Source organism: Dokdonia pacifica, from assembly GCF_900188275.1.
Taxonomy (GTDB): domain Bacteria; phylum Bacteroidota; class Bacteroidia; order Flavobacteriales; family Flavobacteriaceae; genus Dokdonia; species Dokdonia pacifica.
Map to the genome: position 1 here is coordinate 332,413 of NZ_FZNY01000004.1, position 25,831 is coordinate 358,243.

Sequence of the window (25,831 nt, forward strand, 5' to 3'; positions counted from 1 at the left end):
GTGGCTAGTAACCTAAATGTACTATTATCTCCATATTTGATCACATACGACCCTATCATGATAGTGAAGTAAATGAAGCTTTACAACAAGCTTCTAGGCATCCTATGTTTAAAGTGTTATTACAGTTTACATTTCCAGATGCATCTAAAAAAGAAATTCAGGAGGTATTATTGCAATGCCATTCTATTCATGATTTTCAAACAAAGGTCATTTATAAATCTGTACAGAATTTATTAGCAAAAAGTTCTGAAGGTTTTTCGACAGCAGGTTTTGATAAGTTAACACCCAATAAGCCCTATTTTTATATATCAAATCATCGTGATATTGTATTAGATACTTCATTGATTAATGTAGGCTTAATAGATAATGGATTGATCACAACAGCATCGGCCATAGGAGATAACTTGGTTCAGAAAGATTTCTTAATGGCATTATCTAGGCTAAATAGAAATTTTTTGGTATTGCGTAATCAATCTCCTCGAGAATTACTGAAAAGTTCAAAGCTCTTATCTGATTACATGAAGTTTTTATTATCAGAAGGTAGATCTGTTTGGATGGCGCAAAGGGAAGGGCGAACAAAAGATGGAAATGATTTAACACAGCAAGGTGTTCTTAAGATGATTACAATGGCTAGGGGTAAAACTCCCTTATTACAATATATAAAGGAGTTAGATATTGTTCCTATTGCTATTTCTTATGAATATGATCCTACAGATATTTTAAAAGTTCCTGAAATTGTCGCAAAACAGGAGAATGTCCCTTATATAAAAACAAATAATGAAGATTTTAATAGCATCTTAAAAGGTGCTTTAGGATTTAAAAAACGTATTCATATAGAAGCGGCTCCTTTAGATCCGTCTATTTATGATCAAATAGATAAAGAAGAGCAAAGTGATAATGAAAAATTAAAACGATTAGCTTCAGAAATAGATAAGAGTATACATAGTCATTATAAACTATGGCCTACTAATTATATAGCCTACGATTTATATCATAATACGACACAGTATGCTTCTCATTATGATGAGAAAGAGTTACGTCACTTTGAAAGACGTTTAGAACGTAGAGTTAATAAAGAGAATCAATTAGAAATTGATAGTTTCTTATTAATGTATGCAAACCCTGTAATTAATACATCTAAGTTATGAGTGTAAAGCCTAGTATACTTTTAATATATACGGGAGGTACTATAGGAATGATCAAAGATTATGACACAGGTGCTTTAAAGGCTTTTGACTTTGATCAATTATTACAAAACATTCCTGAACTTCGATTATTAGATTGTGATATTAGTACGTCGTCATTTAAGACTCCTATTGATTCTTCAAATATGAATTCTGAGTATTGGAATGAACTATGTGCTATCATACAATCTAATTATGATGCCTATCAAGGTTTTGTAGTTTTGCATGGAAGCGATACTATGAGTTATACTGCTTCTGCTATAAGCTTTATGTTAGAAAATTTAAAGAAGCCTGTGATTTTTACGGGATCTCAATTGCCTATAGGAGATTTAAGAACAGATGCAAAGGAAAATTTAATTACGGCTATCCAGATAGCTGCATTGCAAAAGAGAAACAGGCCAGTTGTTCAGGAAGTGTGTCTTTATTTTGAGTACAAGTTGTATAGAGCAAATCGTACTTCAAAAGTAAGTGCGGAGCATTTTGAAGCATTCGATTCTCCTAATTACCCTCCATTAATTACTTCAGGGGTTCACCTTTCTATTAATCAAGATTTGCTTTTTAAACCTGCTAAAAAACCTTTTAAAGTACATTTAAACTTAGTTAGAGAGATATTATTGCTAAAGATGTATCCTGGCATTCCTAAGAGTTTAGTTATGGCAATGCTATCAATGACAGAAATAAAAGGAGTTGTGTTAGAAACATATGGATCTGGAAATACTACTACAGAAGTATGGTTTATAGATGCTTTAAAAGCAATAATTAAAAAAGGAATCCCTATAGTAAATGTTACTCAATGTATAGCAGGAAGTGTGCAAATGGGTAATTACGAAACAAGTGTTGCGCTTAAGAAAGCAGGAGTTATAAGTGGAAGTGATATTACTACGGAAGCAGCAATTACAAAAATGATGTATTTATTAGGACAAGAATTAGGGCCAAAAGTCTTTAAATCAGTCTATGAAACCCCTTTAAGAGGAGAGCTTACATAATTTTAAGATATATCTTTTTAGCAGGTCAGTTTTTTTTTGTTATTTGGCACTCCTTTTGATGAAGGTAATTATGTTATGTGATATCTTAAATTAAAGTAAAGATACTGGATGATGTAATTTTTTAGAGAGGTGGCCGAGCGGTCGAAGGCGCACGCCTGGAAAGCGTGTATACGTCAAAAGCGTATCGAGGGTTCGAATCCCTCTTTCTCCGCAAATTAAATCGCTACTAATCAATATGTTAATAGCGATTTTATCTTGTTGGTGAGTGGATATGGTGAGTGAAAGTTGTTTTTTTGATAATAATTTAACCTGCAAAGTAAGCTCATTTCTTTTAGCTATAGCTCTTAGGTTGAATTGATATAATTTTTATAATTGGCTCTTTTTGGTGTAATCTTGAAATTGAAAGCTCCTCATTGTCTATGCTAAAAACTTTTTCTTTCCTACTCAAATACATTAAATAATGATCTAGCAACATTGACTTAGCTTTATGTATATCACTTGATTGTATTTTGACGGTGGTAAAGAAATTATTTTTATTACGATAATATCGGTGTTCAATGAATCCTGGAATATCAACTATATTTAGATTTGTCACTGTTATTTTTTGATATTCTTCAGTTGAACTAGTAATAAATAATTCAATTATAGTATCAAATTCATCATGTTTTAAACTGTTGTTTTGTTTAACCCTTTGCATTTTGTTCTTGACAAGTTTGAAATCTCTAAACTCATATCTAATTGGGCTTGAAAAATTAGTGTAAGATTCTAGTTTAATAAAATCAAGGTATTCAATTAACGCAGAATCTTTAGTATCTCCTATTTTTTGTTCTATAAATGATTTATATCCCTCAAAAGAACCAAATACTTGAGAGGCAAAATTTGACGTTTTAAAGTTTTTGATAGTGAAAGCTTTGTTTTCCGTTAATTGGGCACATAAAATTGTAATATTATTTTTTCTCCAAAAATCTATCATTAAAGGATTTAATGTTTTTAAAACATGAAATTTCCTTGTATTTTGATAGGAGTGATAAAAAGAATAATCATGAATGTCCCACAGAGTACTATCTTTTTCTTTTAATAATTTTTCAAAAAGTTCTAGAGAAATCTCCTTTAAAGATTCTTCTGAAGCACCCCAATCATCAAAACTCATCCTTATTCTATTCTCACTTAAAAACGCAAGAAATTCTAATTTCTCTTCAATTTTATATTGATTCTTTTCTAGATATTTTTTTTTAATAGTTTTCCAAATCTCTTTTGAATTTGGGTTTTCAATATTTTTTTTATTTCTAATAACGAAACTAGAAAGAATTTGTAGAACTGTAGAAGGATAGATATTGTTTTCTTTGGAGCTATTAAAAATGAATAATAACACCAGAATCACTGGATTTAAGCATTCAATGGTATCTACATTATAAAAGCTTATTCGATCTAAAATATTTTGAGTTTGGCTTGATCGAATTGCATTTTTAAGATTTTGAAAATTACCTTCAACACTAAAAATATCTTTGAATTCAGAGTATGATAATTCATTTTCTAATATTTTCTGTTGAAGAAGCTTTCTAAGGTTATTTCCAAATTTTATGGATGTATCTCCTTTTGCCTTATTATCTTCTCCAAATAGGATAATCAATGTCTTTGCTAATAATAAATTTTGTTGCTGACTTAAATGATTTATTTCACTTAGCTCTTTTTGTTCAGAAAGTGATGATGAAATTTTGTATTTACTATAGTCTGGAGTATATTTTCCAATACCAAGGAAAATAGCCGAAGCATTGTTACTACTAAAAATATCTCTTTTATTTTCTTCCTCAGGAACAGTTTCTAATTCGCACAATTTTGTATTTCTATTGTACGGAATAACATTAGTCCAATTACTGTTTAAAAATTTTATAGCCGACGGAAAAGTCATTTTTAAATATGTGAAATTTAGAAGGTCATTTGTGTTGAGCTGATCAGGTAAAGAGTTAAAATCAAAAACTAGTTGATTTACTAATCTCTTTACACCTCTATGATTTGAGATATAATCATCAAATAGATTATCTTTTCTGTTAATAGCTCTTTCAACTTCTATTATAAATGATTCTTCACTTCTAAGACCTGAAGCTTTTAAAAAGTCAATAAAATCATTTTTCAATTGACTTTTTTCTATTTCAGGTAAATAAACCTCTAATTGAAAAAATTTATCTACAAAAGCATGATCAGAAACATCATTTTTTATCATTAAAGTATTTAAAACATAGTCTTTATCTAGGGCTATAACAAAAATGAAGTTTTTGAAATTAGCAGTATTCCTAACTAATTTTAGAACTTGTAATACCTCCTTGTTAGAAAGCCTATCTAGGTCATCAATAAAAATTATGAATTTTTTATTTAATCCTTCAAGTGTTTTATTAATTGCTACATAGGTCTCGTAAGACGATGTTTTAGAGTATGAGACGTTATTAATAGTCAAAAACTCTTTTATACTTTTATTCTTATATAATTTTAAAAGTTTCTCAGAATAGTCTAAAACTTGATTAGATAACCTTCCACTATATTTATTGATTTCTGAACTAAGTTGTTTAAAGAATTCTGATATTATATCATTTTCACTATGATTTAGAAAAGGTAAAAATTTAAGATGAAGAGTCTGTTTTTTTGGGTTTTCATAAAGTTCTTTTTCAATTAATGAGATTAGGCTAGATTTTCCATTTCCCCACGGACCAACGATACCAATAGTAAAGGATCTTTTAAAATTAGATTTATCGAGGTATTGGATTAAACTTTTAGCTCTTTTGTCATATTGTAATTTATCTTCAGATTCTGATTCAATAGGATCGTCTGCTACAAATGGATTTGATGCATTATTATATATTGTCTTATTAATATTACTTTTAAATACTAAATTGATTAGAAAAATGATAGATGCTATTACTGATGGTAACAATAATAAGTCTACATAGAAAAGTTGACTACCATCCAACTCTATAAACTTCCATTTTGAACAGTAATCTGTGAATCGAAGCACTCCCAAAAAGAGGGTTGATAGAAGAATTGTATGAAATAAATTAAAAGATGGCTGATACTTTTTAAGTATAAGCTTGTATATTATATATAACAGGCAAGTTAATACTGGTAATACAATCCAAAAGATATTTATTTCTTTTAAAGATTCTTCTTCAATTGTTAGATATTTTGAAATAATTGAATTTATTCTGTATTTGAATATTAATACTAAAAGAATAAATAATATATAGAAGAAAATTGATCTAGTTATTTTGGAGTCGAAAAATTGATCTAATAATTTGGTCATCTAGTTGTGAAATTAAAGACTGCATAAACTAGAATTAAAATTTTTTAGTTTATGTGAAAATATATATCTTTTTTAGTAGTCTTAAATATAGTTAATTAGATGTTAGTTTTATTGTGAGTTTTCTCAATTATTTAATTTGATTACCCTCCAAACTCATCCCCAAACATTTCTGACACTGCATGAGATTTCTCAAAGTAATGCTTGCGGGTAGTTTCCATATTGGTGTGCTTTTGAATAAGTTGCCACTTGTCTCCTGTAGCGGATAGACTAGCTAATGTGATAAATGTAGATCTGAGGGATTTAAACTTTACATTAGGATTTAAGCCAGCTACATCTTTCCAGTACCAATGAAAAGAAGTACTTAATATCGTTTTTAATCGTTCTCTATTTTCAAAATCAGGTGCTATCACAAAATCATCGCTTCCCCATTTTTCATTTAAGCCTAATTCTAAAAGAATATTATAGGTTTGTTTATACATTGGGACATAATTAAAGCGCTTTACGTCATGTTGTTTATAGTACTTATTATCAAATAGTTCAATCCAATAATCTTCAGAACCATTGTCATTTGTTTTTTTATTCACCTCTGACCATCTAAAATGAGAAATATCGTCGCCTCTTCCTCCTAAGAGTAATGTTAACCAAAAACCATCTTTAAGCCACGTTTTATAATGTCTTCTTGTTTTCTTTTTAAGTTGTCCTGTCTTGTTATCTTTCCAAGTATACTCTTCTATTGACCTTTCGGGACTAATAAGGGTTATCATGTACTTAAAATCATCTAATGATGCTATGGTAGTGTCTCCTGTGGTTTTACCTCTTTTGACGTGTTCTAATGCGTTAGAAATAGTTCCTGCCCCGCGCGAGGAACACCATTTTAAAAAAGTGTTGACATTATTTAGATAATGGTTTTGTGTTTTATTAGCATTATATCTTTTTTTTACCTCTCTTACCCAAAGATGTAAATGTGTTTTATTTATTTCATTTAATGAAATGAGTTCTGGTTGATATCCATTGTTAGTTAAGCACTCATGGAAACGTTCTAACGCTCTTTTATAGCTTGTAATGGTAGATCGAATGCTTGGTCTTTTTTCCCAATCTTCCCCTCGTTTACCATCTAAAAATTCTGAATAGATGACCATTGCTGATTCAAGATAGGTCTCTGGGGTAATGTGTATGGCTCTTGCATCGATTTGCAATTCTTCTTGTATTTTTTGTTTTTTCTGTTTTGTTGAATTTTTAAAGCCATCTACGATTGCTTTGGCTTGTGCTATTTCTCCAGTTCTGTAGAAATATTTTAATTCTTGTTCTACATTTAGTAATTCATTGTGTCTTTTTCTAAACACCCAAAAATCTCTCGTTTGATGTCTTATGATAATATCTGATTTTTGAGTAAATGGATTGTATAGCGTAGACACAAAGCGGTGTGATGCAGGATTAGCACAAGTGCTTAGACGTTTGCCTGTGTTTTTACATATCCATTTAGTTTTACCTTCTTTGGTTTTAGTAGTACAATATCCTTTTGATTTACATCTGTTACAAATAATGGTTTGCCCTTTGAGTCTCGATCGATGTGGAATATGTAATACTTTCATAAAGCTACTATTATCTTAATTTAAAAGGTTCTGTTCTTCTACTACCGATTGGGATAGATTTCTTTTTCACCTTGGTCATTGCTGAAAATAGTTCGTGAGTATTGACCATATCAAAGGCTAGTATTTCAATTCCTTTTGATTTAAGACGCTTTAAGACGGTTTTATAACTTTTAGCACCTACAAGTCTATCCTCCATAATAAGCTTTATGGGGATTAGAGGAGGGTATTCTTTAATTCTTATTGCTTTTTTTGCTTGCTCCATGATAACTCAATTACTATATCAATACTGATGGAGTACCTTAGCTATTAGATTTAAAAACAATACAGAAATAAAATTGTATGCTAGAGTAAAGTAGTCTTATGTTGCTTTTAAAAAGTATGTTGTAAAGTACTCATCAAAGCTAAGAATCATACGCATACACAGCGACTACGATTTGACTACACGTAGACTCTATGAAAACTTTATAAACTGCTTATTAAATGTTGTAAAAAGGATATTTATAGTGCAAGTATTATTTAATTTTTGAAACAGATTGATTTTCAATGGTGAGTTCTAATTTCTCCATAACTTTTGCTAACTTCTCATAAAGACTCATAGCTAATGCTAAGGCATTATGCTCATTTTTATTAATCGTCTTTAGTTGTTCTAGTGAGACTGTTGTGTCTATGGTCTTTTTATTATCAGAGTTCATCACGATCTCAGGGAAATAATTCATATCAAATCCTTCAAAGAAGATATAGTTCATATCTACTTTAAAATAGGTTGCTAAATTGACAAGGGCATCTAGTGGGATTTTTTTACGCACGCCTTTTTTTAATTTTGTAAAAATAGTTCTATCGGATGGATAAATAATTCCAGCAATTGCTGAATATGTTTTAGGATTTGCGTCTAAAAGCCTATTTGTATTCTTTATTTCATCAATTACCTCTAAAAATTTAGAAGTTTCAGGATTAATTTTTTTTTGTTGTGTCTGCATGGGTTGTAGGATTATATGTATTAGGTTGGTAATGTGAATATAAGGCTTTTTAATTAGTTAGTAAGTAGTCATGAAAACGATACTAAAACGATATGAAAACGACACTACTTACACACTACTGATACATTAGAGCGTCATGAAAACTTCACAACTAAGTCAATTTAGCGATACCTTAGTTTTTTTGAAAATAGTTTTGTTACTTTGACCTCATATTTCTGTTAATAGTTACAAAAGTAGTCAAATACGACAATTTTGGCAAACTATTTGAGTTGTATAAATTGAAGCGCCACTATGAATTATTACAAGAAAAAAACCTTTTGCTATGAATCAAGAACGTATTCCTTTTATCATCGAAACGATGTATGAACTTTATGGCGATCCTATTAAAGCTGTCCGTGCTGAAACAGGCTCTGCTCGATCCACTATTTCTAAGTTTTTTAATAAAAATAAAACACTTAGAAGCATAACTAAAGCTTCGATTTATGAAACCTGCGTTTCATTAATTGAGAAAAAACTCAAAGAGCGTGAAGCGTTAGATCAGCGTTTAGATCAGCTTTTTGAACGATTGAAAGGTCGTAAGTAATCTTGGCACTTGCACCACACCGCCGAGATTATAGTTAACGAATTACCTCTACCACAACTTTTTTATTCTATTAAACAAGGTCTATGCGCTTATTTAGCACTTATGCTAAAATGATGTTTAGATCGGGTATTTTAAAGAGAATTATTGAAGTACAATCGAGGAAAAACCATAATTAAAGCTTTTTAGAGAATGTAAAAAAAGTGACTTCTTTCACTCTTAAGTCATTACAGTGATTTTGAGTACTGATTAAATGTATGTGTTAATTTAGATATCAAAAAAAACAGAATAAGATGAGTTTAAAAAATAAAATCATGCAGGTTTTTGATGAGACTTTTGACCAAGAGAAAAAGATTAGGAGCCGGTTTGTATCTCATTCAAGATTATTAGCAAAAGACCATCTAGCGGTTAAAGGTATTTTGTCTCTTCAAATTTTAGAAATGGATGATAAATTTTTAGCTTCATTATTCAAAGGACATACTTTCATAGAAAGTATTAGTTTAGATAGTATCGCTCAATTTTTCACCGATAGGATGAGTGCTCGTTTAATTTCCAGTTCACATATTGAAGAGAAATTGAAAAAATATTTTAAAAATTTTCAGAGGGATTCAGCTGTTAAATCTATTGGAATACGTATTGTAATTCTTAAAGATGAAACGGTAAGAATATATACTCTGGGAACACAAGAGACTGAGGAAGTATTACTTACAGATTTTATTGCCTTTTTTAAATCATAACATATAATAAAGTCAGGATAAAAAATTATAAACATAGGTATCTATTTTGAGTTGGCCTTATGATTTTTGCTTAGCAATATCAAAACTTTCTACTCGTTAGATTGCATAACAATCACTTCCCCACAAAAGATCGTTAGTTCGTCTTATAAATCTTGAATTATAAGATAATTGATTATGCTCAAATATTTACGAAGTCAAGTTATATGATTTTGTTGATAGTTAATTGATGGATCATTTTTAAGAAAATAAATTTAATACAATACTTCCTTTGATTTAATTATATGCCTATGCAGACTATTACTCATTTTTATGAGCATTTAAAAAATGTAAAACCTTTTCTTGAAAAGTATGTGAATTATGACCCCTACGATGGTAAAGTTCATGTTCTTTATATAAGCCCTAGATTATGCTCTAAGGAATACTACAGGGCTATATTGCCTTGTTTAGAATTGAATAATACTTCAACCCATAGTGCTATTATGACAAGTATAGAGATATATGATCAAAATATGGATTACTTTGGAACTATAAAAAGGATAGATGTTCGTTTACTTAAATGGGCTAATTACATTGTATTTCCTACGATATTATCTGATATGAAGTATATGACTTATGTACTTCGACTATTATACCCTCACTTACAGATTGTGATGAATTTAGATGATAATTATCATAAAATTCCTAGTTGGCATAATAGCTACAAGGATATCACTTCTGCTGTTCAAGATCAACTATTGTTAAATTTAAGTACGTTTGACCTTTGTATTTGCCAAAATGAGCGATTAAAAGATCAATACCGATCTGCGCTTAACTTTTTTCATAAGGATTCTAGTTGCTTAGTAGTAAATTTTCCTACATTGATTTCGCGAAAAAGTTTTGAAAATTTAAGTGCTATTATGCCTCAAATCGATTCAATAATTCGGATTGGTGTTTTCTCTCCTTCAGAGAAATTTTTAAACTTTTTACCTAGTCTTTTAGAAAAGTTACGTCAAAAAAAGCTTGAGTTATGCTTTGTCATTTTTGATTACAAAGGAGCTAAAACAAAACATAAAAGAGATCAGTCTGTTGAATTTTTTGATGATAGTAATTATATGAACTATTTTGAAGACCTGCACAAGATGCAATTAAAGGTGGCATTATTTTCTGTTTCTGAATATTTGGAGTATCAATCCATCGATAATTATCTTGAAATGGCAGTCCTAGGAGTGCCTACGATTGTATGTGAAAATCACCCTGCATCATTTATTATAAAAAAAAGAGAAAGTGGATTACTTGTCTCAAAAGAAAATGATTGGGAATTAAATATATGCAAGGTTTTAGAAGAATCAAATTTCAGGAAGATATTAATTAGTCATTCGGCGAAAATGGTATGGAAGCATCATAGTTTTACTCAAAAAACTCTAAAGAAAATAACATCTGTTTTAGTTTAATATCTTAGGTAGTTTTACATCTTATAACCTTCATTACTATAAATTAACTCCCCCTAATTTCTTATAGATTGATATAATTTTTATCTAGTTAAAACAAAGGCAGACCAGTAATAAGGGTCATATTTTTTACTCATAATGTTTTTAGTCTCATTAAATGCTAACTCAATCAGTTCACCTTGAAATAACAGTTTGTAAAAAGTAGTCATAAACTCTTTGGATTCGTTATCAGGGACTTTCCATAAACTGACAATCACGTATTTTACTCCAGCGATTTTGAAAGATCGTTGCAACCCATAAACCCCATCACTACCCTTAATTTCACCTAAAGCAGTTTCACAAGCTGATAAAACAAGTAAGTCTACTTCATCTAGATTCATATTACTTATTTCCATTGCGGTTAAAATATTAGACTTATTAGGAGTTTTTGCAAAAACAAGTCCAGAGCGAAGCGATGGATGATTTGTATTAGAAAATTTTGTTTCACCGCGAGAATTATCAAAATTTTTCTCGCCATACTCTATCTCTAAATCTTCGCTATCTTTTTCAAAAAAGCCATGGGTTGCGATATGTAAGATTTGACTATTAAACCCTTTTAAAACATTACTTTTTTTGCATTTAAACCTGTGAAAGATTCAACAGTTATATTATTTTGATTAAGAATTTTTGAAATCTCCTTTATTTCGGTCTTAGTAGCTTCTAAATAACTCCATTCTGAGTTCTTTCCATAGTCTATTCCGCCGAAAAGAGTAGCCTTTTTGAAGCTTTTACTAATATCTGTTTTTTCAATTATTTTAGCCGTTGAAGTCAGTTGGACGAGGTTCATTGAATTTGATAGAAAATCATTTCCTTTAGATAATGAAGAGAAAGAAACGTAGTTCAATAAACCCGAAGGAGCAAAATATATAATATTAGAATCTTGAGTGAATGTTTCAATGGGTTTCCAAATTAAATTATAGAGTTCATTGTTTTTTTTATCTAATGTCCCGTAAATAGATTCTATACCATCTCTAAGATTAGTCTTATTTCTATTAAGAATGTTTAACAATTCGCTTTCTTCAAATAAATAGACCATTTTAGGATTTTCACTTTCATGGTCAATTATTAATGCACAATAAAACTTTTTATCAATCCACTTTTGAAAATAATGTTCAAAATCTATAAACTCAATAGCAAGCTCTCCTGGTTTTAATTTCTCTTGAATACTCTTCCATGAAGGGTTAGAGATATCATTGAACTTTTTAAATTTTTCAGATTGATTAACTAAATTTTTCTCAAGAAAATTAGCTTTTGATTCTAATGCAAAGATGTTAGTATTATCATTAGAGTTTTCGCTAAGATATGCTTTGGATAATTTCTTTTTAACCTCTAGCCATTCATTAAATTCTGTTTTTAATTGTAGATTATTTGAACTGAGAATCGCATCTTTTAATCTTATAGAAGAATTTAATAACTGATTTTTTTGAAAAAGTGTTGCGTTGTAAAGTTCGTTAACAATTGTTATGTCATTAGAGTTTGATCTCAATGCAAAAGAACTTAATGAAGTGAAGTAAGTTCCGATTCTAATATTAAGAAATAAAAATTTTTCTTCTTCACTAAGGCCATAATAGATGTTTCTGTAATTTACACTAGCTTTTTTTAAAGAAGATAAATAATATGGTTTTGCAGAATTTTGCTTTCCTTGATTATCTAAGGTATTAGCTAGATTTAGCTCTAAATTTGCAATAGCCAGACTATTAGAGTCAAAGACATCTTTATAATTTTCTAGCGAAAGGTTATAGTAATTAGCTGATTTATCATAGTTCTTGATCTTATAGTAAGTATATCCAAGATTTTGATAAGCACTCCCTAGAAATCTTTTTTTATATGAAGGATGGATATCTTTATTTTTATTTAAAGAGCGTATTACAAGTAATAAATCTTTTTCTGATTTATTAAAATTTTCAAGACTAATGTTAATGCTTGCTCTAACAGTGAGTAAATGGGAAGCTAACGGTCCTAAAACATCTAGGTCTAGATCAAGAAAAATTGAAAACGCTTTTTCGATGTAAACTAATGCTTCATCATATTTAAATAATCCATCTAATGCCACTGCGGTATTCGATAGTTCTTTAATATGTCCAACGGTATTTTCTCCATTTATAACCTTAGATAGTTCTAGAGTTTTCAAGGTATAGTCAAGATGATGGTTAACATTTCCTGTCTTTCCATACAGTTGAGAAAATGCCTTGTAAAGAGGGTATTTATCTGAATCTCCCAAATTATATTCTCTAACTAGTGAGTTACATTCTAGTAATTTTTTTTCTGTTTCTTTGTAATTATCTGCTAAGAACATCTCAAAAGATGACATTAATAATGCGTTATAATACCCTCTTACTAATCGTTTGAGTTTAAAATCCTTTTTTAGCGAAGGGTATTTCTTATAAATCTTAAGAGCTTCAGAATAGTACTGAAGTGATTCATTAGTTCGTTGCGCTTTACTGAATGATTCTGCCGTTAGAAATACAGTTGCCAGATACCCTTTATTCTTTTCCCCAACGTCTCTTTTTAAGAGAGGTATCTCTGCCTTAAAACTGTATGCTGCTTTTAAATATTCACCTTTTTTATAATATTGAGCCCCCAGACTTATTTGCTGACTAATAGCTAAAGGGCTCGCAAGAAGAAGTAGAAGTAAGATTTTATTCATCACAAGTCGTTTAGAAGTTTATTAATATCATTCTCAGAAAACTTCATTTCGGAGTATTCAGTTTTTAAATATTCTTTGAGTAATATCATTTTATTTTTTAGGGATAGATTTGATTTTGTATCCATACAACAATTTTTAATTTTTTTTAGCAAAACAGTTCTATCAAAAAAATGGATATTAAGATTAGTTACTATTGGTGTACTTTCCCTTTTATTAGCATTGTAATGAAATAATGAAATAGTATTGTTGTCGGGAATGATTTTCCCTTCATTTTCGACAGAATAGATACTATTTGTAAAAATTAGATGGTTTTTAAAATAGTCCAGTTTCTTATTAATCTCTTTCTTTTTAAATGTATATGAAACATAATAGAAATTGGTACGGTCTGATGTGAGGTTGAATTCTTTACTATTTAATTTTAGAGTGTCAATAATAGCAATCTGATGTTCTGAAATAACTTTTAGGTCTACATTTTTAATGAAATCTTTATCTCCTCTTGTAGTTAGGGATTTATAATATTTTGTATAGTCAGATATTGTTTTAATATGGTTCTTTTTAAAAAAATAATTAGAAAATATTCTCAGCTTTTTACATTTCGAATAGCATACTTTTATGAGTCCTTTTTCTTCTATAAAGTTTAAACTATCAGAGTCTTTAATTTTATCACCAATAGAAATTAATGTATTATTAGCGTAGACATCCCCATTCATGTATAGTACTTTGTAAGATTCTTGTGAAGATGCTAAGAATACTTGAGAAAAAAAATAAATCAAAATAAAAGCTTTAGATGTCATTCTTCTTTATAAGTTTAAAGTTGGTGTATAAGTTTCTTATTACTATCAATGTTGCGAAGATGCTGGATGTTCCTAAGATCTCAATATGTACGCCATAGATTAAAAAATATAAAACACTAAGGGATGTAAAAAGCAAGCCAATTTTTAAATAATCACTGATTATAGTAAAAAACATATTTTTCAATGAAATTTTTTCAAAAAATGATTTGATACGGCGAATATTGGCTGACTTGATAAGTACTCTTTTTAAAGCTAGAATACATTTTTTATCGAAATTTAAAAAGTAGAATAATATCAATAATAAATATATAATGTATAATGATATCCATATAGACTCAACTACAATATGTTGCCCATTTTCTAATGCTAAAAAAGCATTGTATATGATTAAAGCACCTGGAATTTCTCCATAAATTGTGGGATGAAGATCTCTATCATCAAAATCTCCAATAATAATGATTTTATTTTCTACGAAATTCTCTATTTGAGAATTTGGCATTACTTGGAGTATGTCAACACCCAAATCAAAATAATTAAATTCACCTATACTATTGTATTTTAGTAATGGTTTTATAGGATGATCTAGTATTATAGAATTCCAAGCTAAACGATCATTATCATAGTAGAACATCCCTTTTTTTTCCAGTTGTGTTCCCAAGAGTTGATTACCCATTTTTAATGCTATACTTGGTAATGAGTCATTTTCTAAATAAGAATACTTTATAAAACGATTAGTGAAAATACTGTTTTGATAAGAAGCGAAACCTATATTATCACTGAATTTAGGAATAATGTAGCTATCCTTATCTTTTATTATTGGTAGAACAATATTTTTAGTATTGTTAATGGCTTGATATAGCTTTTCATCATTAAAAGGAGATTCATGGTTTGGGTTGAATGCAATATCAAGAAGAATATAGCGATGTTTGTTATTGGTTTTGTTTAAAAAATCAGCTAATTTTCCTCTATTAGTGATGTCTAGATTCCCTTTATCTATCCCTTGATAGTCTTTAACATTAATAAGTTCCTTATCGTTGGATACATTAATCAATAAAATCTTATCAGCATATTTCTGGAATTGATTTGAACTCATGGGAGCATTCTTCAGAAATAATCCTAATTTAGTTACTAACCTTTCTTCTTCTTGATTAGTTATGGATTCGTTAGACCAAGTATAATTTAATATCAATAAAATCATTGGAAAAAATAGTGAAATCAAGATGATTAGCACGTGTTTAATATGTACTTGTGGTTTATTGCCAAATATTTTAAAGTTGATCATTAATGATTTCTATCTTGTTCTTCTATTGATGTGAATCTGGCTCGATATCTAATTGATCAATAAACATTTAAAAGTGATAAATTAAAAATAGTAACTAGATTTTACTTGAAGCAAAATAATATATTATTTATACATATAATAATATATACTAGTTAACTTTTTCTATAGCAGGTTGTTATTGGATTGAATCTAATGAATTTCACTCTTTGAATTTGAAGTTTAAAAACCTATTTGAGTATTCTATAGTTTATCTTATTCAATACTAAGTATACTTGATACCAATCGCTTAACAATACCCATGACTAACACTAAAGGTGACTCGTGACTAATGTTATAGGTGAACTATGACTGACACTAAGGGTAATCTATGACTTATATTTAGCATTACCCATGACTAATGCTAAGGGTAACCTACTACTACTATTAAGAGAAATTCCATTACCTATACTAAGTACAGTCAAGACCTAGCTTAGCGATACCCATTATCTTAAGAATAGTCACTTTTTAATAGTAATACACATACTATTTACTTGCACGTCCTTTAGTAATTACCTTAATTATGACTTTTTTGGGTAGACCTTGTTTTTTGTAAGCATCATATTTATAGACTTCTAACTAAAATATACGCTCTTTTTTTGTCAGGGTATACAAACTCGCGACGCGGAATATTGGGAGTACGAGCCTACTTTGGCTTAAAAGTTATAGCTCTTGAAACTCACAGTTGTACATACGAAAGAAATAGACGGTATCGAATTGAGATTCGATACTGAACTACCTATGGCATTAGCTACTCACTTAAAGCAAATGGGTTTTACAACTTATACTAATGCACCTTTAAAATGGTACACAAAATATCATCCTGCATACTTGAGATATGCAGAAGATTTAAGCAAATCCTTTACTAATGAAAAGCCTTGGCAAGAGGTTTTAGTATATCCATCATTTAAAGCAAATAAAATAAACATCACTTGTAATAAATCCAGCAAAGTCATTTTTACACTAGAGAGTATCAAAGAATCTTATGTTGTCTTTGAGTCCTATAAAAAAATAGCCTACACCATTGCAAAACAATTTGCCGAAAGGCAGTTCGATACGGCTGTATCAAAAATTGAAATTTATCCTCGTAAGTTTAAAACAGAATGTAAAGCACTTTTTGATAAAGGACGCATTATTGTTCTAGCTAAAACCACAGAGACCTCTTCCAGTGTAGATACTGTTTCATCTGAAATAGTATCTAAAGTTCCTTTAATTATACCTAATGAAAATGAATTGGTAATCCCTTTTATATCCCAAGAAATCGAAAGCAAAACCCTAAGTAAAGGTGATGCTAAGGATGCTCTTTTAAATAACAATCAGTCAGATACTTGCGAAGTGTCTTTTTTAACTCCTACAATTAAAAGTGACGAGCAAAAAACAGTAATAACTAGAGTAACTACTCATTTAGAGAACCAAGATGTGGCACAAAAAACTTCCCATGATGAGGCTGGTATATCTTCTATTTCTGAGTATGAAAAAAAACAAGGAAAACTTAGCGAGTTATTAGCAAGCGTCCTTGAAAATTTAAAACAAGAATTTGAATCTTTAAAAGATGAGACTATTAAAGATGCAGTAAAGAAAATGACAGGTATTTTAATCGGAGCTGAGGGTGCAACTTCGTATGATTTACAAAAAGAACTTTCCTTAGAGGCTGTAGGATATTATAGAAAAATAGATGAATCATCTATTCCTACTATTTCAATTCAAATCAAAAGGCTTATTGCCTTTTTTAAACTACCATCATTAGATCATGTTAAGAGTAAGGATGTCTCTTTAAAAACACATGAAGAGCAAACTTTAGATAATATGATCATTCCAGATAAAGTCGGAAAGCATTTCGCTTATGGTAGTATTCGACTTTCTAATCGTTCGCTTTATAAAAAAGAGTATCCGTATTTACAGTCTATTTCAGATACTGCTTTAGAGAACATTAAAGCTACTTCCTTGTTTGAACTTATGCAATTCCCACATCCAATGGATTATGGCATTGCTGTAAGTCGTCAGGCTTTACTTCGTGTATTTGAAAAACAGGGGGAAGCTATTTTCAAAGCATTGGGGTTGCCTACAGCGCTTAACTATCCATATATCAATCTTCATACCCATCACAGAGCGGTACGTCCTCTAGGTGAAGTTATTTCAAATAATACGAATAAAAAACAGTGGTGGCACGCCATTGAAAATTACCGCCCTATAAAAGATGCCCATTTAGGGATTGCTCTTATTGAAGAGCAGATAGCCTATGAAGAAGAAGTTCAAGAAACCTTAATAAATCCCAATACAGCAAAACCTAAAGGTGCATTAAAAGAAGAATATCAAAGTATAGAGTGGACAATCACGCTTTTAAAGCAATCAAGAAACAATATTGTTCAGTATATAGAGAGTTTATCAAGTTCTGATCTATCACAAAAAGAGAACACAAAACAAGGCACTACCTATTTAGATGAAGTAGTTGCCATTATGCACACCCATTATCATAAAGGGGAACGACTCTCTAAAAAGAAAGTAGAAGCACTTTTAGAGACTACGGGAGCGCCAACTTTAGGAATGTTATGGGAAGCGGTAGAACTCTCTTGGCTTTTGTGGTATCGTCAGCTATACCTTCAAATTTCGCCTTTTGAAGCGAGTTTAAAAGCGATGATCCGATTTTGGACGAATGTACAACCGACCTACGCCTATTCGGATAGTAGCAAGGAGAAATATAAGCAGTATTCCACTCCTTGTCTTATAGGTGCTATGCTTGCTCAGTATACGAATATGAGGCAGGCGGAAGCTGTTTTTGAACCTAGTGCAGGCAATGGACTGTTGCTTGTGGGGGCAAAACCGCACAAGACGGTAACCAACGAGATTGATACTTCACGTTTGGCTTCACTTAAATTTCAGCGATTTTCAGAAGTACACGCTTTAAATGCTTCCGAGCCTTTTCCAGAAAAATGGAAACATCACTTTGATGTGATGGTCACTAATCCGCCCTTTGCGAGATGGGAAGAAGATCGTTTTGATAAAAACCGAATCGTAGCTAAATATTTCAATAAGCATTATGAATTAGCAAGCTTTATGCGCTTAGAGCATTTAATGGCAGGATTAGCCCTTGATACCCTTAAGGATACAGGCAAATCAGGGATTATCATTATGGGACATTTCGTTTACGGCAAAGATGGTCATATTATGAGATACGCCCCTTTTTATAAGTGGTTATATCGTCACTACATCGTTGATGATGTTATCAATCTTAATGGGTTTACCCTTTATAATAAACAAGGAGCAACTCCTCGAATGATGCTCATTTTAGTAGGGGGTCGTAAAAAGACACCAAGTATGACCATCCCCACAAGACAAACCCACCCTCAATTAGAAGCCATTATAGATAGCTATCAGGCTTTATGGCTACGGATCAAATCCCATATAGACCCTTTAAAAAAATTAATAGAACAATTAAAAATTGCAAACAGATGATATTTTATAATCCACAACTCATAACTGATACCGATAGCGCAACACTATTTTGTGTTCAAAACGGCACAGCTTTTAATCAGTACGACGATCATTACTCAGGTATTTACCTCCACCTTTTTAATCTCATTGAAAAAGCTATAGAGCAAAAAGAAAACGTTTCTGGACTGATTGAAGACTATTTAGAACTTCCTTATTCAGGTAGCGAAAATACAGATGATTTAACAGCTTTTATTTTTTACAGTGACCGTATGAATAATGCACTGGCAACCCTTCGCGGTCGTTGGGGTACTTATGATCCTAGCGTTGAAGAGAATACTCTTACCACCGCCTCGGACGTTAGCAAACAAGAAGCGATACAGCGCTATAGCTACACCACTTTGCGTAGTTTTTTAGAAGCATTAACCACTATTGAACTTGACTGATATGCAAGAGATCGCTTTAAAGGAAGTGATAGATACTTCCGTAGATACAGAGGCGCTTGTAAGTTCTAAAAGCGCACTAACGCCCTATGTAGTAAAATCAGATGCTTCCTATGTGATGGATACCTTAGTGCCTCGCAACTTAGCTTTTGAAACCCAAGTAGCCCTTACGAGAATCGTAAGAGAGTACGGAAATATTGATCACTTGGTACGCGATAGATTACGCTATAACTCCTTGGAGGATCTTTGGAAAGCCTTTAGCGCGGAACAAGTAGATGCTATCGGACTGTATTTAAAACAGTTTGATATGGGTAAGAGTCTGATTATTGCAGATGCAACGGGTATAGGAAAAGGTCGTGAAGCAGCAGGCGTGATCCGTCACAGCGTAATGGAAGGATATTTGCCCATATTCTTTACACAAAAGGTAAAACTATTTTCAGATATCTACAGAGATTTAAAGGCAATTGATCTAACAGGGATTGATCCCTTTATCTTAAATACGGATAGTCAGGCAAAGATTAAAGATAGTGATGGAAGTGTTGTTTTCACTTCTTTATCATCGTCAGAACAAAAGGAATTACTTACTCACTTAGAAACGGTACCTACTGATAGTGATAGAGCTATTGCCTATTACAAATCTATTGGCAGAGATCTGCCTGATCCTGATACCTACCCTGAACTTACCATTACTCATGTGATTGATCATGTGCCGAGTGAATATGATATGATCTTTTCTACCTACTCTCAATTACAATCGGCAGCACCTTATAAATATCTATGGTTAAAATCTATTTGTGAGCAAATTCAACTAGGAAATTCTCGATTTAAAGGAGTGGTATTTGTACTAGATGAATGCCATACCATCGGATCACATGAAACCCTTATTGGTAAATCCATGTTATCCCTTTTATCACTATCGCATTCGTGTTGTTTTTTAAGTGCCACCTTTGCTAAATACCCAGAGGTGATGCCGATTTACGCGGGATATACAGCGATAGCTGAAGCCAAATTAAGTAATGACGCTTTTGTACGCTCCATGAAATCAGGCGGACTTGCCCTGCAAGAGATTATCTCGCCCAATTTAGCTGAGATGGGACAGCTTATTAGCCGTCAACGCTCTAGTGAGGGGATAGAAACATTTTATGAGGTACTAGATCAAGAACCAGAGCGCAGTTTGCACAGAAAGCAAGTGGATCGGATTATAAAGATCATGCGCCGTATTGCTTCTTTTGAGAGTCAATACTTAAATAGTCGTTTTGCTGTCATTCACTCTAAGGCAAAAAATTCAGGCGATAAAACCAGACAAAAACCAAGGAATTTAGGAGTGAAACAAAGTCCTTATTTCTCTCGAGTTTTTGGAATTGTAGATCAAATGTTATTTGCGCTCAAAGCGGAGTCCGTGGCTAAAAAGACCATCGCATTACTTGAGCAAGATAAAAAAGTAGTGATCGCTTTTAAAAGCACAATGGGCGCATTTTTAAATGATTTGCAATTAGGATCAGGAGATACCATCCCTAAAGCAGATTTAGATTTTGTCCATGTTTTACAAAAAGGGCTTGACAGTATTTTTAGCTATAGCTATACTACCATAGATAATATCAAAACACGAGAGCGTATCCCTTTAGAGGATTTACCCTTAGATGCACAAAAGGCTTATCAGACTTTAAAGGAGGACATTCGTAAAGAGCGATCAGGTCTTATCATATCCCCGATTGATATTTTAATTGATCTTATTACAAAGACCAAGAAACCGAAAACCTTGGGAGGACACAAGGAGTCTTATTTTAGGGTTGGCGAAGTAACAGGACGTAAACAGCGCCTTGTTTTTGATGGGGATCAGGCGATTGTACAGTCCTTTCGATCCAATTCAGAAAAAGCCTTTCGTTTGTTTAATTCAGGAGAATATGATGTCTTATTAATCAATCAAAGCGGAAGTACAGGTGCTTCGGCCCACGCATCCAAGGATTTTAAAGATCAGCGTAAACGGGCGTTACTGATGCATCAATTTGAACTTGATATTAATACCGTGGTTCAAATCTTAGGAAGGGTCAACCGTACAGGGCAAGTGGTCTTACCAGAGTACTATTACATCACTTCGGATATTCCTATGGAAGCTCGGCTTATGACGATGCTTAAAGCCAAACTAAAAACTTTAGATGCGAATACCACAGGATCACAGAAAACACGTGATGATACCTTAAAGAGCCCTGATTTTTTAAATAAATATGGAGACACGGTTGCACACGCATGGATCAAAGAACATCCGGAACTCATGCCTGATTTGGGCTATCCAAATCATAGTAAAGTAAAAGATGATAACGGGTATTCTCGCTATGTATTAAATCCTGAAAAGCATGGGGCTATTCGCCAATTAACAGGGCGTGCGGGATTACTACTAGTCAAAGATCAACAAAGCTTATATGATGAATTACTCTCACGTTATAAAGATCAAATCCAATTAGAAAAACAGCAAGGGACTTATGATTTAGAGGTGGAGTTTTTACAACTTGACGCAGAGGTACAAAAACGTTTTTTATTTCATAAAGGTGTAGGTGGTCTAAGTGCTTTTGGTCGTGATACCGTTCGAGAGCAGACGATTGTAAATAACCTAAACCGTCCTTTTACACTACAACAAGTAGAGATGCGAATCTTAAAAACATTGGGAGGCAAACCCCCTGAGACCGTTCAGGCGCAACTACTTGCTGAGATCGCTTTGGAATATCCTAAAATGGTTGCCCAAAGAGAGCTTGCTAAAAAAGAAAGTATTGAGAAGCTCAGTACTCAAATGCTGGAGTATCAATTAAAAAAAGAGCTTAGTAAGCAGGATGAACAAGAGGTAACACTACTGAAAGAAATCATAGATGAAAAACAGCAGGGTTTACAGAAATATATAGAGCAATTAGAAACTACACGCAAACGTATTGAATCCCATATTGGATTTTGGCACATTGGCGATGCGGTCAAAGTCCCATCAAGCTATAGCGCTTCTATAGCGCCTTCTTGGGGCGTATTCTTAGGAGTAAGTATGGGTAAGAGCGCCAAAAACCCCTATACCCTTGGCAATGTTCGATTAAATTTTGCTGTAACCGATAGCCGTAAAGCATTGAGTGTTTCATTACAGCATGGAGGAGACGCTGATTTATTGAATGGTATTTTTAAAGAAAGTAAATCCACTGCAATTACAGAAAGAGAACAAGAAGAGGTGCTTACCCTATGGAATGAGCGTATTAAAGAGGCATCGGTAAAGCGAGAACAGCGCCAAATTCTAACAGAGAACATTCTAGCCTCGGCAAGTCATATTGATGGTAAAAACAGACTCATTAAATACAATACTAAAGAGGGGGCAATCCAAAGCGGTATTCTCTTATCAAGGGATACAGATGCTTCTTCTTATAGTCAAAGTAGCTATCCCATTAGTGAGGGGTTACATAAGATTACTGCTCTTAACATTGGAGGCTATTTCAAGGCGAATGACAATAAGGTGCGCTTTGTAAAAACAAGTGCTACCACCTTTGATGTGTTTCTAGAAAAGAAAGCATTTTATAAAGCGATTATTGATCCTGAACTTCAGAAACTATTGACCCTAAGAATGGGAGCCGATTCTAATGAATTACCCGATTTCGTGCAAAATGGAAATGAAATGACAGGAGGTGTATCGTTATCTAATCTCCCTTTATTTTTAAACAAACTCAATGACTACGGAGTGTATTACTTGGATAGTACAAAACAGGTTAAGGAGCTAAAAGAAGAAAACGAAAAAGACTGGGAGTCGCGGACTCAGCGGTCAGACAAACGCTATGTCTATGAATTGGGGACGGCGTACGGCAAATCAAGTCATCCAAGTGCAGGCTTTGAAAACTTCTTTGAAGGCGATGCTAGCTACCCGTTAGGACGTGTGGTGTATAACAGACGTCTTTCAGATAAAGAGCGGTATAATTTCACTTTGATTCCGGTATTTAAAAACGCTACGGAGTCCTACACTTTATGGAAAAATGCTAGTAGTGATACAAAGGTACTAACAGACTATTTAGCCCTTATAGATACCCTTGCGGATGTGCCACTTTTTAAAGCCATAGAAACATTAGGATATTTCATTTTGAACCATCCCCATGAGAGTGGTAATAGAGAATTTGTTTTTGGTAGGTACACTGCTTTAGAACTTGGAAAGGCATCTTACAACGAAGAAATTGGAGAATTAACACCACTTACAGAGTTTGTAGCCAAATTACAATTAAACAAAGAATTAGAAGAAATAGTATGATGACAACTAAGCGATATAAACAGTTAAAATTGGATATTCCAGAGATCGATCAAATCCCAAATTTTATGAAGATTTTGGATGATTTGATTTGGGGTAATAACGTCTTTTTAGTCGGATCGGCAGGAACAGGAAAAACCACCTTAGCCGAGAAGGTAAGTTATTCGCTGTTTGGTCGGCACGAACGTGATAAAAAGGAGCTTCCCTATATCACGATTAATTGCAGTCAATGGACTTCCCCTACGGAGATTAAAGGTGGGCAAACCATGACGGGTTATAAAGAAGGCGCGCTTATAGAGGCATGGCGTGATGGTAAAATCCTGATTTTAGATGAAATGCCCAAGCTTGATCCTAATACGGCAAGTCTGCTTAATGATGCCCTAGCCAAAAGCGCGAGTGAAGAGGCGGTTATTTTTAATGGTCTGAACGAGCCGATTACAAAACATCCCCATTTCGGATGTATCGCCACAGGAAATACCACAGGGAAAGGATTTAGTAAACACTATGTGGGAAATAGTAAGCAAGATGCTTCTCTTATTGATCGCTTTAGTGGTTGTATTTACCATGTTGGTTTTAATGAGAAACTAGAAAAAGCACTTATATATCCTACCCTTGTAACGCATTGCCAAGCCATTCGTTCCGCTATTTTACGGTATGAAGCGAAAGATGCTTCGGATGATAGCACAGAGGATATTATGACCCTTCGTACCATGCTCAATTTACAACGCTCTTACGTGCTAGAGATGTTTCGTGAAATGGGAATTGAAGATTCGAGTCATACTCGGTTTACCAATTATCAAAATGGGAAGACATTGCGCGATTCACTAGATAGTTATTTCTGGATCATGAATAGCGAAAAAGCAAAAAAGATAAAGGCAGAAGTAAGTTATGATGGTTTTGTCAATACCTACAAATCTGCACAGGCTAAAACGGAGTTTTCAAAAGAATATAAAAGACGTGGATAAAGACCCAATCATACATACCCATTCGTATCAAAAAACGCGCTTTCAGTATGTTCGTTTTGCAAGTCCTGGAGGCTATCACAGTTTTGTCCAAAAACAATCTCAAAAGCTATTTATAGGCAATCAGCAAAGTTTAGAGAATATTGTTAAAAACGCTAAAGATCGTATTCGTACATCAAGTGATTGGTATGGAAATCCTTCGCCAAATTCCATAAGGGATTTAGAGGAGCATCACTACTTTGGAAAAATGGAACTTTTAGAGGTCATCGCGCCAAAAATAAAAAAGGAGCTTACTCGCTACACAGACCTTGTGCAAGAGAGTCTGTTAAAACGCCCACAGCTTAGCGCTAACAGCAAGGGATTAGGGGTATTCTCCTTTGATCGGGCGATGATGGGACTCTATAAAATACCACTTTCAAAAAATGCATCGCCACTAGAGAAATATACTCACGGACTTAAAATTGAATTAGGAAAAGACAAGGCAACCACAGTTAAAAACACGCATCTTTATTTTGAAAATAAGTCAGCTTCCAAACCAACGCTCACCCTAACGGTATTAGCAGGGGCGAATGCCAATACCAAAGGGGATGCTCTTTATTACGTTGGCATTGCGGTAGCACTTCTTACCGAGTATTTGGAAAGCTGTCATATTGCGGTGGCTATTGATGTGCTAATCGGTACTTCTTTTGGAGTCCATACCCTTGTATCTGCTATTAGAGTGAAACGTTTTGAAGACCCATTAGATACCAATCAATTGTTGGTATTAGCAAGTGATCCAAGATACTTTCGATTCAATGGCTTTAAAGGGCTTATTGCACTGTCCGATTATTGCGGAGTCAATATTCCTGATACCCTTGGAAAAATCGATGATAGGATTACGAGTGCCTACATGGAATACACGGCAAACACCCTATTATTTAATCAAAGTTATTCTATAGATCGAGCCGTGAAAGAAGTCTCACGAATCTTATTAGAATACACTAAAAAAGTAAAAACAAGATGAACCTATCAAAAGAAAGCATACAAAAGCTAATGGGTTATGGGATAACTATTCAAAAGAATTGTAAGGAGTCATGTTTTGAATTTCAGATTATGACCTCACCCTTGTTTAAAGATACACTGATCCTTCGTTGGCTGGAAATTGATATTAGCGATATAGAGCGTCC

The 25,831-nt window shown here is 32.6% G+C and carries 18 protein-coding genes and 1 tRNA gene; 11 read left to right on the forward strand and 8 right to left on the reverse strand.

The features are described 5' to 3' along the window. The first annotated feature begins 26 nt into the window (after positions 1 to 26). The 3 genes from CHB80_RS13810 (at position 27) to CHB80_RS13820 (ending at position 2,381) form a co-directional block, all read left to right on the forward strand. On the forward strand, positions 27 to 1,148 hold the full coding sequence (locus CHB80_RS13810) for a lysophospholipid acyltransferase family protein (RefSeq protein ID WP_089372080.1): 1,122 nt from the start codon (positions 27 to 29) through the stop codon (positions 1,146 to 1,148). Next, the gene (locus CHB80_RS13815) at positions 1,145 to 2,170 is read left to right on the forward strand and encodes an asparaginase (RefSeq protein ID WP_089372081.1); all 1,026 of its coding nucleotides are present in this window, start codon (positions 1,145 to 1,147) and stop codon (positions 2,168 to 2,170) included. The genes CHB80_RS13810 and CHB80_RS13815 overlap by 4 nt, the downstream gene beginning before the upstream one ends. Before the next feature lie 124 nt (positions 2,171 to 2,294). Beyond that, a tRNA-Ser gene (locus tag CHB80_RS13820) sits at positions 2,295 to 2,381 on the forward strand. 120 nt (positions 2,382 to 2,501) lie between these two features. Here the strand turns inward: CHB80_RS13820 and CHB80_RS13825 are convergent. The 4 genes from CHB80_RS13825 to CHB80_RS13840 all read right to left on the reverse strand — a co-directional run bounded on the left by CHB80_RS13825 (position 2,502) and on the right by CHB80_RS13840 (position 8,031). Continuing rightward, positions 2,502 to 5,462 carry a KAP family P-loop NTPase fold protein gene (locus CHB80_RS13825; RefSeq protein WP_089372082.1) on the reverse strand — a complete coding sequence of 987 codons (2,961 nt, stop codon included), beginning with the start codon at positions 5,460 to 5,462 and terminating at the stop codon, positions 2,502 to 2,504. 140 nt (positions 5,463 to 5,602) lie between these two features. Continuing rightward, entirely contained in the window at positions 5,603 to 7,054 is a 1,452-nt protein-coding gene (locus CHB80_RS13830) for a tyrosine-type recombinase/integrase (RefSeq protein ID WP_089372083.1), read from the reverse strand. 10 nt (positions 7,055 to 7,064) lie between these two features. Next, entirely contained in the window at positions 7,065 to 7,316 is a 252-nt protein-coding gene (locus tag CHB80_RS13835) for a hypothetical protein (protein WP_089372084.1), read from the reverse strand. A gap of 250 nt (positions 7,317 to 7,566) precedes the next feature. After that, entirely contained in the window at positions 7,567 to 8,031 is a 465-nt protein-coding gene (locus tag CHB80_RS13840) for a hypothetical protein (protein WP_089372085.1), read from the reverse strand. A 322-nt stretch (positions 8,032 to 8,353) separates the two neighbouring features. On the opposite strand from CHB80_RS13840, the gene CHB80_RS13845 reads away from it, so the two are divergent. From CHB80_RS13845 to CHB80_RS13855, 3 genes are all read left to right on the forward strand, one after another. Next, complete coding sequence (locus CHB80_RS13845) at positions 8,354 to 8,614, forward strand: hypothetical protein (RefSeq protein ID WP_089372086.1); 261 nt, start codon at positions 8,354 to 8,356, stop codon at positions 8,612 to 8,614. A 290-nt stretch (positions 8,615 to 8,904) separates the two neighbouring features. Further along, positions 8,905 to 9,348: a hypothetical protein gene (locus CHB80_RS13850; RefSeq protein WP_089372087.1), complete on the forward strand. Its 444-nt coding sequence runs from the start codon at positions 8,905 to 8,907 to the stop codon at positions 9,346 to 9,348. A gap of 287 nt (positions 9,349 to 9,635) precedes the next feature. Then, positions 9,636 to 10,778 (forward strand): glycosyltransferase, encoded by a 1,143-nt coding sequence (locus tag CHB80_RS13855; RefSeq protein ID WP_143337136.1) that lies wholly within the window; start codon positions 9,636 to 9,638, stop codon positions 10,776 to 10,778. An 80-nt stretch (positions 10,779 to 10,858) separates the two neighbouring features. Here the strand turns inward: CHB80_RS13855 and CHB80_RS25030 are convergent, their stop codons facing one another. From CHB80_RS25030 to CHB80_RS13875, 4 genes are read right to left on the reverse strand one after another with little or no spacing between them, the layout of a single operon-like run. Beyond that, positions 10,859 to 11,410, reverse strand: coding sequence for a CHAT domain-containing protein (locus CHB80_RS25030; protein ID WP_089372089.1), 552 nt, complete (start codon positions 11,408 to 11,410; stop codon positions 10,859 to 10,861). Beyond that, the gene (locus tag CHB80_RS13865; protein WP_089372090.1) at positions 11,371 to 13,461 is read right to left on the reverse strand and encodes a tetratricopeptide repeat protein; all 2,091 of its coding nucleotides are present in this window, start codon (positions 13,459 to 13,461) and stop codon (positions 11,371 to 11,373) included. The genes CHB80_RS25030 and CHB80_RS13865 overlap by 40 nt, the downstream gene beginning before the upstream one ends. Then, positions 13,461 to 14,234, reverse strand: coding sequence for a hypothetical protein (locus tag CHB80_RS13870; RefSeq protein ID WP_188476222.1), 774 nt, complete (start codon positions 14,232 to 14,234; stop codon positions 13,461 to 13,463). The genes CHB80_RS13865 and CHB80_RS13870 overlap by 1 nt, the downstream gene beginning before the upstream one ends. A gap of 10 nt (positions 14,235 to 14,244) precedes the next feature. Beyond that, the gene (locus CHB80_RS13875; RefSeq protein ID WP_179218169.1) at positions 14,245 to 15,474 is read right to left on the reverse strand and encodes a CHASE2 domain-containing protein; all 1,230 of its coding nucleotides are present in this window, start codon (positions 15,472 to 15,474) and stop codon (positions 14,245 to 14,247) included. 771 nt (positions 15,475 to 16,245) lie between these two features. Here CHB80_RS13875 and CHB80_RS13880 point away from each other — a divergent pair. Genes CHB80_RS13880 through CHB80_RS13900 form a run of 5 tightly spaced genes read left to right on the forward strand, consistent with a single transcriptional unit; the run spans position 16,246 to position 25,668 of the window. Next, entirely contained in the window at positions 16,246 to 19,026 is a 2,781-nt protein-coding gene (locus CHB80_RS13880; protein ID WP_089372093.1) for an Eco57I restriction-modification methylase domain-containing protein, read from the forward strand. Continuing rightward, positions 19,023 to 19,448, forward strand: a complete 426-nt coding sequence (locus tag CHB80_RS13885) for a hypothetical protein (protein WP_089372094.1) — start codon at positions 19,023 to 19,025, stop codon at positions 19,446 to 19,448. Before CHB80_RS13880 ends, CHB80_RS13885 begins: the two co-directional genes overlap by 4 nt. Position 19,449: 1 nt before the next feature. Next, positions 19,450 to 23,706: a strawberry notch C-terminal domain-containing protein gene (locus CHB80_RS13890; protein WP_089372095.1), complete on the forward strand. Its 4,257-nt coding sequence runs from the start codon at positions 19,450 to 19,452 to the stop codon at positions 23,704 to 23,706. Then, positions 23,703 to 24,668 carry an AAA family ATPase gene (locus CHB80_RS13895; RefSeq protein ID WP_229746954.1) on the forward strand — a complete coding sequence of 322 codons (966 nt, stop codon included), beginning with the start codon at positions 23,703 to 23,705 and terminating at the stop codon, positions 24,666 to 24,668. The genes CHB80_RS13890 and CHB80_RS13895 overlap by 4 nt, the downstream gene beginning before the upstream one ends. Beyond that, a complete protein-coding gene (locus tag CHB80_RS13900) occupies positions 24,661 to 25,668 on the forward strand; it encodes a hypothetical protein (protein ID WP_089372096.1) in 1,008 nt (335 codons plus the stop codon). The genes CHB80_RS13895 and CHB80_RS13900 overlap by 8 nt, the downstream gene beginning before the upstream one ends. Positions 25,669 to 25,831: the final 163 nt, after the last annotated feature.